Source organism: Cytobacillus sp. S13-E01, from assembly GCF_029193815.1.
GTDB lineage: Bacteria > Bacillota > Bacilli > Bacillales > Bacillaceae_L > Bacillus_BV.
On the sequence record NZ_JARFVC010000043.1, the window covers coordinates 18,338 to 32,613 of the forward strand.

Annotated in this window: 14 protein-coding genes, 3 tRNA genes and 2 rRNA genes; 3 read left to right on the plus strand and 16 right to left on the minus strand. The window is 37.4% G+C overall.

The window, feature by feature from the left end; all coding sequences use genetic code 11:
- Window positions 1-267: 267 nt before the first annotated feature.
- Both groL and groES read right to left on the minus strand, forming a co-directional pair.
- Window positions 268-1,905 carry a chaperonin GroEL gene (gene groL / locus PY093_RS18985; protein ID WP_275647370.1) on the minus strand — a complete coding sequence of 546 codons (1,638 nt, stop codon included), beginning with the start codon at window positions 1,903-1,905 and terminating at the stop codon, window positions 268-270.
- A gap of 57 nt (window positions 1,906-1,962) precedes the next feature.
- The gene (gene groES, locus PY093_RS18990; protein ID WP_275647371.1) at window positions 1,963-2,247 is read right to left on the minus strand and encodes a co-chaperone GroES; all 285 of its coding nucleotides are present in this window, start codon (window positions 2,245-2,247) and stop codon (window positions 1,963-1,965) included.
- A 510-nt stretch (window positions 2,248-2,757) separates the two neighbouring features.
- Here groES and PY093_RS18995 point away from each other — a divergent pair.
- Both PY093_RS18995 and PY093_RS19000 read left to right on the plus strand, forming a co-directional pair.
- Window positions 2,758-3,498 carry a CPBP family intramembrane glutamic endopeptidase gene (locus tag PY093_RS18995; protein ID WP_275647372.1) on the plus strand — a complete coding sequence of 247 codons (741 nt, stop codon included), beginning with the start codon at window positions 2,758-2,760 and terminating at the stop codon, window positions 3,496-3,498.
- A gap of 180 nt (window positions 3,499-3,678) precedes the next feature.
- Window positions 3,679-3,882, plus strand: coding sequence for a YdiK family protein (locus PY093_RS19000; protein WP_275647373.1), 204 nt, complete (start codon window positions 3,679-3,681; stop codon window positions 3,880-3,882).
- Between the two features lie 19 nt (window positions 3,883-3,901).
- Here the strand turns inward: PY093_RS19000 and tatC are convergent, their stop codons facing one another.
- The 4 genes from tatC to moaC are packed head-to-tail and all read right to left on the minus strand — an operon-like array spanning window position 3,902 to window position 6,082.
- Window positions 3,902-4,660 (minus strand): twin-arginine translocase subunit TatC, encoded by a 759-nt coding sequence (gene tatC / locus PY093_RS19005; RefSeq protein WP_275647374.1) that lies wholly within the window; start codon window positions 4,658-4,660, stop codon window positions 3,902-3,904.
- A 45-nt stretch (window positions 4,661-4,705) separates the two neighbouring features.
- On the minus strand, window positions 4,706-4,891 hold the full coding sequence (locus PY093_RS19010) for a twin-arginine translocase TatA/TatE family subunit (protein WP_275647375.1): 186 nt from the start codon (window positions 4,889-4,891) through the stop codon (window positions 4,706-4,708).
- 32 nt (window positions 4,892-4,923) lie between these two features.
- The gene (locus PY093_RS19015) at window positions 4,924-5,562 is read right to left on the minus strand and encodes a redox-sensing transcriptional repressor Rex (protein ID WP_275647376.1); all 639 of its coding nucleotides are present in this window, start codon (window positions 5,560-5,562) and stop codon (window positions 4,924-4,926) included.
- 16 nt (window positions 5,563-5,578) lie between these two features.
- Complete coding sequence (moaC, locus tag PY093_RS19020; protein WP_275647377.1) at window positions 5,579-6,082, minus strand: cyclic pyranopterin monophosphate synthase MoaC; 504 nt, start codon at window positions 6,080-6,082, stop codon at window positions 5,579-5,581.
- A 157-nt stretch (window positions 6,083-6,239) separates the two neighbouring features.
- Here moaC and PY093_RS19025 point away from each other — a divergent pair, with 157 nt between their 5' ends.
- Window positions 6,240-8,174, plus strand: coding sequence for an ABC-F family ATP-binding cassette domain-containing protein (locus PY093_RS19025; RefSeq protein ID WP_275647378.1), 1,935 nt, complete (start codon window positions 6,240-6,242; stop codon window positions 8,172-8,174).
- Window positions 8,175-9,027: 853 nt separating this feature from the next.
- Here the strand turns inward: PY093_RS19025 and tsaD are convergent.
- From tsaD to PY093_RS19075, 10 genes are all read right to left on the minus strand, one after another.
- Window positions 9,028-10,053 (minus strand): tRNA (adenosine(37)-N6)-threonylcarbamoyltransferase complex transferase subunit TsaD, encoded by a 1,026-nt coding sequence (gene tsaD, locus PY093_RS19030; protein ID WP_275647379.1) that lies wholly within the window; start codon window positions 10,051-10,053, stop codon window positions 9,028-9,030.
- Complete coding sequence (gene rimI, locus PY093_RS19035) at window positions 10,040-10,501, minus strand: ribosomal protein S18-alanine N-acetyltransferase (RefSeq protein ID WP_275647380.1); 462 nt, start codon at window positions 10,499-10,501, stop codon at window positions 10,040-10,042. The genes tsaD and rimI overlap by 14 nt, the downstream gene beginning before the upstream one ends.
- Window positions 10,502-10,515: 14 nt before the next feature.
- The gene (gene tsaB, locus PY093_RS19040) at window positions 10,516-11,208 is read right to left on the minus strand and encodes a tRNA (adenosine(37)-N6)-threonylcarbamoyltransferase complex dimerization subunit type 1 TsaB (protein WP_275647381.1); all 693 of its coding nucleotides are present in this window, start codon (window positions 11,206-11,208) and stop codon (window positions 10,516-10,518) included.
- A complete protein-coding gene (gene tsaE / locus PY093_RS19045) occupies window positions 11,208-11,663 on the minus strand; it encodes a tRNA (adenosine(37)-N6)-threonylcarbamoyltransferase complex ATPase subunit type 1 TsaE (protein WP_275647382.1) in 456 nt (151 codons plus the stop codon). Before tsaE ends, tsaB begins: the two co-directional genes overlap by 1 nt.
- Before the next feature lie 26 nt (window positions 11,664-11,689).
- Complete coding sequence (gene thiL, locus PY093_RS19050) at window positions 11,690-12,676, minus strand: thiamine-phosphate kinase (RefSeq protein WP_275647383.1); 987 nt, start codon at window positions 12,674-12,676, stop codon at window positions 11,690-11,692.
- A 466-nt stretch (window positions 12,677-13,142) separates the two neighbouring features.
- A tRNA-Asp gene (locus tag PY093_RS19055) sits at window positions 13,143-13,218 on the minus strand.
- Between the two features lie 581 nt (window positions 13,219-13,799).
- A tRNA-Asp gene (locus PY093_RS19060) sits at window positions 13,800-13,875 on the minus strand.
- Window positions 13,876-13,878: 3 nt separating this feature from the next.
- A tRNA-Met gene (locus PY093_RS19065) sits at window positions 13,879-13,955 on the minus strand.
- 26 nt (window positions 13,956-13,981) lie between these two features.
- Window positions 13,982-14,097, minus strand: a 5S ribosomal RNA gene (gene rrf / locus PY093_RS19070).
- Window positions 14,098-14,183: 86 nt separating this feature from the next.
- Window positions 14,184-14,276, minus strand: a 23S ribosomal RNA gene (locus PY093_RS19075); the annotation flags it as partial.

Here is a 14,276-nt window from a genome sequence, read left to right on the forward strand (position 1 = left end):
AACCGCACTCAATTTAAAGTTCTGTTTCACTTACAAGCGTCAAGTAGATTTGAAACATACTGCTTACATTTTTTGAACACTTTACACTGAAGACGATATGGCGAGAAATGCATATTTTCATGTATCGAAAGACATGAAAAAAAGGCTTCTCTAAAGTTATTCAACTTATGAGAAGCCTCGATTAATTTTCTCTATATTAGCAAAATGTTAGCAAACCACTCTCATCTTACTACAAAACCCAGTCATACCAAGGGTTTTAGGGGCAAGTTACATCATGCCGCCCATTCCACCCATGCCGCCCATGCCGCTCATATCAGGCATGCCGCCGCCGCCTTCTTCTGGCTTGTCAGCGATAACAGCTTCTGTTGTTAAGAACATAGCTGATACAGATGCAGCGTTTTGTAGTGCAGAACGCGTAACTTTAGTTGGGTCAACGATACCAGCATCGATCATGTTTACCCATTTACCAGTTGCTGCGTTGAAGCCCATACCTATTTCTTCATGCTTTAGGCGTTCAACAACAACAGATCCTTCTAATCCTGCATTGTGTGCAATTTGACGAACTGGTTCTTCTAGTGCACGAAGGACGATATTAACACCAGTTTGCTCATCGCCTTCAGCTTCAAATGAAGCTACTTTGTTGTATACGTTCATAAGTGCTGTACCACCACCAGAAACAATACCTTCTTCTACTGCTGCGCGAGTAGAGTTAAGAGCATCTTCGATACGAAGCTTACGCTCTTTTAATTCAGTTTCAGTAGCTGCACCAACTTTAATTACTGCAACACCACCTGCTAATTTTGCAAGACGCTCTTGTAATTTTTCTTTGTCAAATTCAGAAGTTGTTTCTTCTAATTGAACACGGATTTGATTTACACGAGCAGCAATTTTAGCAGAATCTCCAGCACCTTCTACGATTGTTGTATTTTCTTTTGTTACTACAATCTTAGCAGCACGACCTAGTTGAGTAATGTTAGCAGATTTAAGATCTAGACCTAAATCTTCAGTAATTACTTCAGCACCAGTTAATGTAGCGATATCCTCTAGCATTGCTTTACGACGATCACCAAAGCCAGGAGCTTTAACAGCCACAGCATTGAATGTTCCACGAAGTTTGTTCACAACTAGAGTTGCTAGCGCTTCTCCTTCAACGTCTTCAGCAATTAATAATAGAGACTTACCTTGTTGAACAACTTGCTCAAGTACTGGTAAGATTTCTTGAATACTGCCGATCTTTTTATCAGTAATTAAGACATATGGATTTTCAAGAACTGCTTCCATTTTGTCAGAATCAGTTACCATGTAAGGAGAAGCATATCCACGGTCAAATTGCATACCTTCAACTACTTCAAGCTCAGTAGAGAATCCTTTCGATTCCTCAATTGTGATAACACCATCGTTACCAACGCGCTCCATAGCTTCAGCGATTAATTGACCAACTTCTTCATCAGCAGCAGAAATTGATGCTACTTGAGCGATAGAAGATTTACCTTCAATTGGTTTTGAGATTGCTTGTAATTCTTTAATAGCAACTGCAGTAGCTTTTTCAATCCCTTTACGGATACCCATTGGGTTAGCACCAGCAGTTACGTTCTTTAATCCTTCACGGATCATCGCTTGAGCAAGTACTGTAGCAGTAGTTGTACCATCACCAGCAACATCGTTTGTTTTGCTAGCAACCTCAGCTACTAATTTAGCGCCCATATTTTCAAACGCATCTTCTAATTCAATTTCTTTCGCGATTGTTACACCATCATTTGTAATTAGTGGTGAACCGAATTTTTTCTCAAGAACTACGTTACGTCCCTTAGGTCCTAACGTTACTTTTACAGCGTTAGCAAGTGCATCTACACCACGAAGCATTGAGCGACGTGCGTCTTCACTAAATTTGATTTCTTTTGCCATTCTGATAACCCTCCTCGATTATTTATGTAAGATATTATTTATGACTAGTTTATAGTGTTAACCGATAACAGCTAAAATGTCGCTTTCACGTAAAACTAAGTATTCAGTACCTTCATACTTCAATTCAGTACCTGCATATTTTGAGAAGATAATACGATCTCCTACTGCAACCTCTACGGCTACACGCTCTCCACTTTCGAGTACGCGGCCTGTACCCACAGCTACAATTTTACCTTCTTGAGGTTTTTCCTTTGCAGAATCTGGTAGCACAATACCACTTGCAGTTTTTTCTTCAGATTGTACAAGTTCAATTACAACACGATCACCTAATGGCTTTAACAAGTGAAACAACCTCCTCAAATAATCTTATTTGTTATTTTTTACTTTTTTATTAGCACTCGTTCATCTTGAGTGCTAACACAATTATTATATTAAATAATCTCTGTTTCTTTTGCAAGTATTAAGCAAAAAAAAATTTAATAAAACTAGAAATTTCAACTACCCTTCTAGATTATGTCACAACATGGAAAATCTAAACTTATTATTTTTATTCTTTTCCAAGATAGCATCACGTCCATTATTACTATCAAGTATTTGAAACATAATAGTAATGTTAGTAGAGTAATATATGTTAAAATGTAAAATATGTTTTACTGGGCTATTTTCGTAAAACCCTGTTATTTTTAATTACCATATATTTCATTTCGAACGCAATATAGCGCATCTTCTTTTACCTAACTGTAGCAAAATTTCGGAACATACTTTAACAAACCTTCAATATGTATGATAGGTTTAACAATCTTTCAGAAAAGAGCCATTGATAAAACTACCTATAAAAAGGGGATTATAAATTTGGAAAAACGTTATTGGTACGTCATATTAACTTACATAATAATGCAATTATCTAGTTTGATTGGAATACCCATTTTACTGTTTTTAGGCGTTGGTAGCGGAGAAGCTGAATATAGGCAATCTTTTACAATCGCTTCAACCTACTGGTTAATTATTAGTTTTTTTGTAGCACTACTCATTATTTTGTATTTATTACGAAATGATATGAAAGATAGACATATTTATGACAAACGTTCCTCTAGAGCAAGTGCTGCCTATTGGGCGATTGGCGGTATCTTTATAGCACTATTTGCACAAGTGATCGCAGCAAATATTGAAATAAGCGTATTTGGAATTGATCCAGGATCTGAAAATACGAAACAAATTATTGAGCTTGTAAGGGTAACACCTTTATTAATCCTCGTTACTTCCGTCATTGGGCCTATCCTAGAAGAAATTATTTTTAGGAAGATTATTTTTGGGTCCTTCTATAAAAGATTTAATTATTGGATTTCCGCACTTGCTAGCTCTATCATTTTTGCTTTAGTTCATATGGAACCTGAACATATTCTATTGTATTCGGCAATGGGATTTACCTTTGCCTTTCTATATGTAAAAACCGGACGTTTGATTGTACCTATTTTCGCACATGTCGCAATGAATACACTTGTCGTAGTATTTCAAACAATCTTTGCAGATGATATAGAGAGAATTATGAAGGAAGCCGAACAAATGCAGTCGTTTATTTCATTTTTACTCTAAACCGTAAGCGTCTTGATCACCCAACGATGTTTTTAGGCAGGTTGCTTTTAATCCTCCGGAGGAACAGAGCTTATGACCTCAAGAGGCTTTGCACTATTGCAGGACGGAAACAACAACCTTTAATTTATATTACTTAAACGGCTGTATTTAGTAATAGTACAACATTGGAGGATCTAGTTTATGCGTAGAACATCACCGTTTCTTATGGGCGTAATGTATATCTTTATGGGAATTTTATTTACATATTTAGCCATTCAAAGTGCTACTGAAACAATTTGGAACTTTGCAACGATCTTACTTATGATTGTTGCAACCTTCGACTTTGCCGTAGCTATACGAATGTTATCTTTGAATAATAAAATAAAAAGAAATAAGAAAAAATAAACCTCCCGCTTTGGGAGGTTTATTTTTGTTGATAATGGTCATTTTGCTGTAACATTTCAGCCCTTTTAGCCTTTCGATAGGCGCCCTTTGAAACGATTATACTAATTTCGTATAACCCAAACAAAGGAATCGTGACCATCATATGTGATATGATCTCTGGCGGAGTTATAAACGCACCTATCACTAATAAAATAAAATACGCATATTTTCGTACCTTTATTAAGTACATAGGTGTTACTATACCAAGCCTAGTTAAAAACATAACAATAACAGGGAGTTGGAACAATAATCCAAAAGGTAATGTTAATTGTAATAAAAATTGAAAATACTCATTAATCCCAATTACCTGGTTAATTGCTAATCTTTCGGCAAGTCTCCCCATAAAATCGACAACAAATGGAAATAGAATGAAATATGAAAACGATATCCCTGCTAAAAATAGCAATACTGAAATAGGAATATAGCTCAACGTGACTTTTCGTTCTTTTTCATAAAGCCCTGGACTTATAAAGGACCAAAACTGAAATAAAATGATTGGCGATGTTATAACAAATGCAACAATAAAGGCAAATTGCATATAGATCTTAATTGGATCCGTTAGTCTGAACGCATTCATCGTTAGCTCTTTCGCTTCATCAGCGTTTTGTAAATAGACAATGATTGGTTCTGCTAGGAAAAAACCACCAACCATAGCCAGGAAGAAGAAAACGACTACATAAATCAGTCGTTTTCGCAGCTCACCTATATGTTCATAAACGGACATTTCTTTTTCAGTCATAGCGAATCATCCTAACCATATAACTACAGCGTCAAAAAGTGCAATTTATTTTACTTCTTCTTTTTTCTTATTATCATCTTCATCGTCATCCGCTAAACCTTTAGTTGCGTTCTTGAATTCACGAAGAGTGTTACCAGCTGCCTTACCAAGTTCAGGTAATTTTTTAGGTCCAAAGATTAGTAATGCTACAAAAACAATTAAGAGAAGGCTTCCAATTCCTAGATTCGGCATTTCCTTCACCTCCTTTAGGTGATAATTTTCGTTTATTCACTAGGATAATGTTTTAAAAAGTAGATCAATGATTGTAATTCTACAGCTAAGTCAATATGATGTACTCGAATATGATCAGGTACATTGATCCTTGCTGGTGTAAAATTTAAAATTCCTTTTATCCCCTTGGCCACTAATCGGTCAGTTAATGGTTGAGCAACACCCGCAGGTACTGTCAGAATGGCGACAGTAACGTTTTCAGGAAGCCGTTCCTCTAAATCGTCGAGATGATAGACGGAAACGCCGCCAACCTCTGTACCAATTTTCTTTTCATCAACATCAAATGCTAGCTCTATTCTTGTATTGTTATTTTTAGAAAAATTATAATGTAAAAAAGCAGTTCCTAGATTTCCAACACCAATCAGGGTAACCTTGGTTAATTCATCCTGATCTAATGTTTTTCTGAAAAAGGATAACAGATATTCCACATTATAGCCATACCCTTTTTTACCTAAAGCTCCAAAATAAGAAAAATCTCTACGAATTGTCGCTGAATCTACTTTAACAGCCTCACTCAATTCGGCGGATGACACTCTTTTTTTACCTGAGGCATGTAGGTTTGTTATAAAGCGATAATATAATGGCAGCCTTTTCGCTGTTGCTTGTGGTATCTTTGATTGGTCCACGTTCAAATTACATCCCCCACATTCAAACCAACTCGTTCAACTCTTCTTCTCTCTTAAAGTCTCCATTTTTCCCACCTGTTTTTTCAACTAGATAGGTTGGTCCAATGATCATAGCTTTATCGACAGCCTTACACATATCATATACAGTTAAAGCAGTAGCAGAGGCAGCGGTCAAAGCTTCCATTTCAACACCTGTGCTTCCCTTTGTTTTAACGATAACATTAATTAATAGTCTATATTCGTCAATCTTATTTTCCCACTGAAAAGAAATATCTACCCCTTTTAATGCTAAGGGATGACACATTGGAATAATATCAGATGTTTTTTTAGCAGCCATAATCCCTGCAACTTGAGCAACCGCTAATACATCACCTTTTTCGATTTCATGCTGTGTTATTTTATCATATATAACTTTATTGACTTGGACACTGGTCCTCGCGATAGCCGTTCTAATCGTGGTAGTTTTATCAGTTATGTCTACCATTTTGGCCCTGCCTTGATCATTAAAATGAGTGAAAGATGACATTAAAATTCTCCTCTCATAGTAGACTATACACTATTTTAACCTATCTGTCTCACATGTTGTGTGAGCTATTTCACTTTCTTTTTCCAGTCATCTTTAATACCTTGCTCACTATAGTAAGGATACGATACACTAAGGGTATAACAAGAGGTGAACTAACATGATTTTATTACAAGTAAATCAGCTACAAAAATACTTTGGTGCTGATATTATTTTATCCAATATAAAACTAGAAGTACAATCGAAAGACAGAATTGCATTAGTAGGAAGAAATGGTGCTGGAAAATCTACACTATTGAAGATCATTGCAGGTCAAATGTCTCACGATGGTGGAGAAATCATTAAACCAAAAAATCTTTCAATAAATTATTTAGCACAGGACACAGGTTTAGAATCTAACTTATCCATATGGGATGAAATGATGACGGTTTTTGCACCACTTCGAAAACTTGAAACTGAGCTACGAGAAATTGAATTTAAAATGGGAAATCCAGATATCCTTCAAAACGAGATAAGCTATCAGAAGTTACTAAAAGAGTATGATGAATTACAAACCCGCTTTAAAGAACAAGGTGGATACCAATATGAGTCCGATATAAGGTCTATTTTACACGGCTTTAATTTCTCGGATTTTGATTACTCAACCTCAATCTCATCATTAAGCGGCGGTCAAAAGACTCGGTTAGCACTTTGTAAGTTATTATTAACGAAGCCAGATTTACTTATTTTGGACGAGCCTACTAACCATCTAGATATTAATACACTAACATGGTTAGAGCAGTATTTACAAGGCTACCATGGTGCAATCCTTATTGTATCCCACGACAGATATTTCTTGGACAAGGTTGTTACACAAGTCTATGAAATATCTAGAACAACATCTTCAAAGTTCCCTGGCAACTACAGTAATTATCTAAAACTAAAAGCAGAAAACTATGAACTTGATCTAAAGCGCTTTGAAAAACAGCAGGATGAAGTTTCAAAGCTAAAAGACTTCATCCAGAAAAACTTAGCTAGAGCATCAACTACTAAACGGGCACAAAGTCGAAGAAAACAACTTGAGAGAATGGACCTTATGTCAAATCCTCTTGGTGATGAAAAGTCAGCATCGTTTCAATTCAATATTGATCGACAGAGTGGAAATGATGTTTTAAAAGCAACTGATATTTCTGTAGCGTACCAAAATTCCGAACCAACTATCAGCAATGTCTCATTCTCAATTAATCGCGGAGGTAGCATTGCCTTAGTGGGTCCAAATGGGATTGGGAAATCAACGCTACTAAAAGCGATTATTAAGCGCTTAGATCCTGTTTATGGTGTTTTTCGCTTTGGAGCTAATGTATCCATTGGTTATTATGATCAAGAACAAGCTAATCTTACTTCAAATAAACGAGTTTTAAATGAACTATGGGACGAATATCCACTAAAAAACGAAAAAGATATTAGAACTGTATTAGGAAACTTCTTATTTTCAGGTGATGATGTTTTAAAAACAGTATCCACACTTAGCGGTGGAGAAAAGGCACGTTTAGCACTAGCAAAACTAATGATGCAAAAGGCTAACTTTTTAATCCTGGATGAACCTACCAACCATTTAGACCTTGATAGTAAGGAAATATTAGAAAATGCTCTTATTGACTACCCGGGGACGATTCTTTTTGTATCCCATGACCGTTATTTTATTAACCGTATTGCGACTAAGGTGTTTGAATTATCTTCAGATTCAATCACTGAATTTCTCGGTGACTATGACTATTACCTCGAAAAAAAAGCAGAAATGGCTGAGCTTGATTTACTCGAGAAAAAGGAAGCGCCCAAACTAAAAGCAGAAACAAAAACGGATAAGCTTTCATATGAACAAGAAAAAGAAGCAAAGAAGCAGGAGCGGCAAAGAAATCGAAGAATTGAAGAAATAGAAGCAGAAATTATCGAGACCGAAAGTAAGATAGAAAAAAATGATCAATTATTATGTGAACCTGACGTTTACCAAGATCATGAAAAAGTACAAAAAATAAACGAAGACAATACAACTCTCACTTCAAAATTAGACCATTTAATGAAAGAGTGGGAATCACTACATGAGACCAGTGGATAATTATCCGCTGGTTTTTGTTTTTCCACATAGATATACACAAACAAATCCTTATTTAATAAGTTATCAACTGATTTATCCACATTGTCCACATTTTTATTGATAGTTATCAACATTACACACAAATATATGTGACTTTGATGTTTACTTGGGTTTTTTTATATTAATTTTTTTAAAAATTATTATGTGGATAGATTGTGGATAAGTTAATTGCAGTTACACCTCGGAATAGAATTTTAATGTTATTTGTAGTATTTGTAGGGTTACTGCCCCGTTTGGCGGGATTAGTATCAAATCTGGCAGGATTACAAAATTTGGAGGGATTATCTGGATATTTCGCAGGATTAATTGTGACAAGTGGCTGCTACACCTCTAATTTCCTACCTTTTGTTTAGTGACAGCCTTATTGCTTATCCCCAAGGTTACTCACAATAGGGGATAAACCATAACAAAATCCACATAAGAAAAGTGCAGGGCGCCCGCCTATCGGCGACAAGCATAAGACAAGCCGGCTGGAAGGTTGTTCTTTACCTGCCGGACGGATTGGCTTATGACCTCAGGTCCGATGGCGCCCGGAGCTAGACACTAAAACTTGGTACAAACTTTTATACTTTCTTATCTTTTAAGAAAAGCGCAAGGCGCCCGCCTTTTTGCGACAAGCATAAGACAAGCCGGCTGGAAGGTTGTTCTTTAACCTTCCGGACGGATTGGCTTATGACCTCAGGTCCGATGGCGCCTGGAGCTAGACCTAGATAGACAAAGAGACGAAGTTATACACAACCTTACAATTTTATAAATTCCTTAACAACAAAAAACCCCTCATATAACTGAGAGGCTCATCATAACTTATTAAATCTTAGCCATTCATTTCTAAATCAAGGCCTGGATTGGCATTAAGTGCGTAATCAGAACGAATTCCTTTTTCAAACATAATACTACCAGCAGCCCCAATCATCGCTGCATTATCTGTACATAATGACAATGGTGGGATGACTAATTCAATTTCTGGCAACTCCGAAAAGCTTTCCTCTAAAGCACGGCGTAGTCCCTTATTTGCTGCAACCCCCCCAGCAAGTAACACTTGTTTAACACCGTATTCTTTCGCTGCTCGTACCGTTTTGGTCACTAATACATTAATCACACTTTCCTGAAAGCTTGCCGCTAAATTTTGCGGTTCAATTATTTCCCCGCGCTGTTCTGCGTTGTGAAGTGTGTTAATAACTGAAGACTTCAATCCACTAAAACTAAAATCATATGATCCCTCTTCTAGCCATGCTCTTGGTAGATCAATCATTGGACTGCCTTCATGGGCTAGTCTATCGATATGAGGACCACCTGGATACGGGAGGTTTAGTGTTCTTGCCACCTTATCATAAGCCTCACCAGCAGCATCATCCCTCGTTTCACCAATTACCTTAAATGACCCATGCTCTTTCATGTAGACAAGCTCAGTATGCCCACCAGAAACTACTAGTGATAGTAAAGGAAATGAGAGTTCCTGAATTAGTCGATTGGCATAAATATGACCTGCAATATGATGAACACCTACTAATGGGATACCATGGGCAAAGGCAATTGCTTTTGCAGCATTCACACCAACTAAAAGTGCTCCCACCAAGCCAGGACCTTCGGTTACGGCAATTGCATTAATATCTGAGTATTGAATAGTAGCCTGCTTTATTGCTTCCTCTAAAACGATTGTGATTTGTTCTACATGGTGTCTTGATGCTATTTCTGGTACTACTCCACCAAATCGTTTATGGCTTTCAATCTGGGACGCAACCACATTTGCCATGATTTCTTTCCCATTTTTTATGACAGCAACAGCCGTTTCGTCACAACTTGTTTCGATAGCTAATATTATTTGATTATCTGTTTTCATTTACATTCACCCACATAACTAAAGCATCCTCTAAATTATCAGTATAGTATCTCTTTCTAATACCACCTGGTTGAAAGCCGAGTTTTTTATACAATGCCTGTGCAACTACATTAGATACACGAACCTCTAGGGTCATCGATACAGCACCAAGGCGTTTTGAAACTTCCATCGCTTTTAGCAATAAGGCTTCCCCAAGTTTTTTGCCCCTATATTCCGGCAGTACCGCAATATTCGTAATATGTGTCTCGTCAATCACATGCCACATGCCACAATAGCCAATTACTTTAACACCATCTAACATGACAATGTAGTTAGCAAATTGATTATAAACGATTTCATTATAAAACGCTTCACGACTCCATGGTGTTGCAAATGAGGAATTCTCGATTACTAAAATTTGTTCAATATCATGAATCGTCATAGGACGAAAAGCTATATTCAGTCTCATATTAATCTCCATATTTACTTTTGCTGAGAAGCGATCCAATTCGCTTCTGCTTCTACCATTCGAATATAATTTGGGACAAACGTGTGAACATCAGCTTCTTCTTTATTTTCACCTAAGAATGCTAATTCACTTGGGCGTGGATTATTGAAAGTTTGTGGAGCGAATATCGCCAGCTCCTTCATTTCCTCTTGAATGATATTCTTATGAATAGATAGGTCATTTCCAACAAATAGCACCCTTTTATTTTCGTCTCTGATCATCTTTAACCAATCAGTTAATAACACTATTCTGTCATCTTTCTCACATATAAGTTGACCTGAATCAGTCGAATACAACCCTGTATATACCTGCCCCCGTCTAGCATCAAACAGAGGAGATATATAGCCATGAAAATAGTGTCCGTTTGCCGCAAGTACCTCTAAGCTTGATACACCTACCAACGGAATATTAAGTGTCCATGCTAAAGTTTTTGCTATTGTCACCCCAATTCTAACTCCTGTATAAGAGCCCGGACCGTGTGCGACTACAATTCGTTCTAGTTCATTAGGCTTTACATCACATTCGCCCAGCAGGTTTTCAATAGCAGGCATCACTCTTATCGAATGATTTTTCTTAAGGTTTGTTATCACCTCTCCTACAACAGTTGATCCTTGCGTAATGGCAATACCCATTACATAATTTGACGTATCAATTGCTAACACCTTCATCAGTTGAAAATCTCCTCACATAATTGTAAATAGCGTTGCCCTACTGGCTCTATGACAAATTTCCGGCTCGATTCACCTTCATGATAAAGCTTAACCATGAGACGTTCAACCGGCAATTGGTCATCAATTAAATGGGCCCATTCGACTACTGTTACACCTTCACCTTCAAAATACTCCTCAAATCCTAAATCTTCAAAGCTATCCTTTACCCGATATACATCCATATGATATAAAGGTAAACGACCAATATACTCCTTTATTATCGTAAAAGTAGGGCTATTCACCGTTTTGGTTATTCCTAACCCTTTCGCTAATCCCTTTGTAAACGTAGTTTTACCAGCCCCCAAATCCCCTTCTAATGTAATAACATCTTTAGGTTGTAGCCGTTCTGCTAGCTTTTTTGCAAAGTCTAACGTTTCTTGAGGTGTTTTTGTATTTAATACATACTCATTCATCTATTTCACCCTATACATTTATTGAACTATTTAAAATGATTATACCCTTTTTTCTTCAGCGGAATAATATCTTCATTTTTTAATAGAAACACTTCTCCATTTCCTTCTTGTACATAACCTATTACAGTGACTAGAATGCCTGACATCTGGTTTATATTGTGAAACTGCTCCCAGTCTTTGGGAGCCATCGTTCCTATTAATTCAAAGTCTTCCCCACCATATAAAGCCCATTCCAAAGCTCTGGATTTATTATAGTGTAGAAGCGCAGCGCTTAACGGTATTTTAGCCTCATCAATTACAAGATTAACCTTACTAGATTCAGCTATTTCATTTGTTTCACTTGCAAGTCCATCACTTATATCGTTTAATGACACCCGATCAAATAAACTTAACGAATGTCCAATTTCAACTCTTGGTGATGGATGTTGATGTCTTCGAACTAATTGTTCTTCGATTGCTTGAAAAGAGTGATGTCTGCTTTTATCTAAAAGTAGCTCTAATCCTGCAGCTGAATCCCCGATAGTACCAGTAACGAACACAACATCTCCCACTCGTGCATTACTTCTTAAAAGCTGTTTATCTCTTTGCACTTGCCCCATAACTGTAACAGTAATCATTAGAGTATCTGGAGAAGAAACTGTATCTCCACCAATTAAATCGATTTTATATGTATCACTTAACTCTTTCATGCCATCATAAATAGCAATTAATTCATCTTGAGACCATTTCTTTGGGACTGCGATCGATACAAGATAATATAACGGTTTACCACCCATAGCTGCAATATCACTGATATTAACAGCTACTGCTTTATAACCTATATCAAACGGAGACATAGTATCCCTTGTAAAATGGATTCCTTCTACCATCGTATCCATACAGATGATTTGGTCCATCTCACCCATCGGTCGAATTAGAGCAGCATCATCACCGATTCCAGTAATTAAATGCTGACTATGGGATTTTTTGGGTTTTATCATTTTAATGAAAGCAAATTCATCTTTAATTGACATAATGAGGTTCAACTCCAAGCTGATAGAGTTTAGATATAAAAAATACCTTAGGATGCAGTCCTAAGGAGCTTATTGATTATATTCTAGCGTATTTCCATAAAAAGTTCAAAATAAGGGAGTAAAAAGCGTGAAATTCACTCAATTTTAAACATCTATGGCTCTGGAGATGGATATGATGGGGTCAAATTATGCGGTATTATTTATCTATTTAGGGTTTTGAGATGCAATTTTTGTAATAAAATGGATTTACCTTCCTGAATTCATCAAATACCTGCCAAAATCATGAAAATACTTTTTGATTTCTTTAAAATACTATTCAGAAATTAAAATAAATATATCTATTCATTGAAAATACATATCTAATGCATAGTGAATCAACTTCGTTTCTCGGAATACGACCATATTCATCTAAAAACAAACACACAAAAAAACGAAACATTTCCGTTTCGTGTACAAAAAAACTTAATGGCGGTCCCGACCGGGATCGAACCGGCGATCTCCTGCGTGACAGGCAGGCATGTTAACCGCTACACCACGAGACCATTTGGTTGCGGGGACAGGATTTGAACCTGCGACCTTCGGGTTATGAGCCCGACGAGCTTATTTTAACTTATATTTCTCAAAAATTTGCTTACAAGGTACTTAGTTCACCTTTTCAAACCTATGACTGTCCCAATCTCAGGGAGCATAATCAAGTAGCAGCTCGATTGGTACAACTCGTAGCTTATTCAAAGGAGTAAATCTCGTTGCTCCACCCCGCGATAATAATAATATATAGTTGGTAAAAGCCTGGCGACGTCCTACTCTCACAGGGGGAAACCCCCAACTACCATCGGCGCCCGAGCTTTAACTTCCGTGTTCGGCGGTCGGCTTCCGATAAGCTTCAGAATCCTTCGTCAGCTTCGTTCTCTGCGATCCTCGTGTACACAGTACACTCCGGTTCTCGTTCACTCACTTCCTTGTCTTCTTCGCTTCTCGAAACCCGATCATACCTAGTTTTTTCAATATGTACTAATAAAAACCTTATAAAACCTCACGGTTTTAATTAATCAAATTTAATAACATCTAAAAACAAACACACAAAAAAACGAAACATTTCCGTTTCGTGTACAAAAAAACTTAATGGCGGTCCCGACCGGGATCGAACCGGCGATCTCCTGCGTGACAGGCAGGCATGTTAACCGCTACACCACGGGACCATTTGGTTGCGGGGACAGGATTTGAACCTGCGACCTTCGGGTTATGAGCCCGACGAGCTACCAGACTGCTCCACCCCGCGATAATAATAATATATAGTTGGTAAAAGCCTGGCGACGTCCTACTCTCACAGGGGGAAACCCCCAACTACCATCGGCGCAAAAGAGCTTAACTTCCGTGTTCGGCATGGGAACGGGTGTGACCTCTTCGCCATTGTCACCAGACTTTTATTCTACTATCAGAGTTTACAAATCACAAAGGTTTTGTTCCCTCAAAACTAGATAACGTACAGACATTCAATGAAGTAAATTTGGTTAAGTCCTCGAACGATTAGTATCAGTCAGCTCCACACGTCACCGCGCTTCCACCTCTGACCTATCAACCTGATCATCTTTCAGGGTTC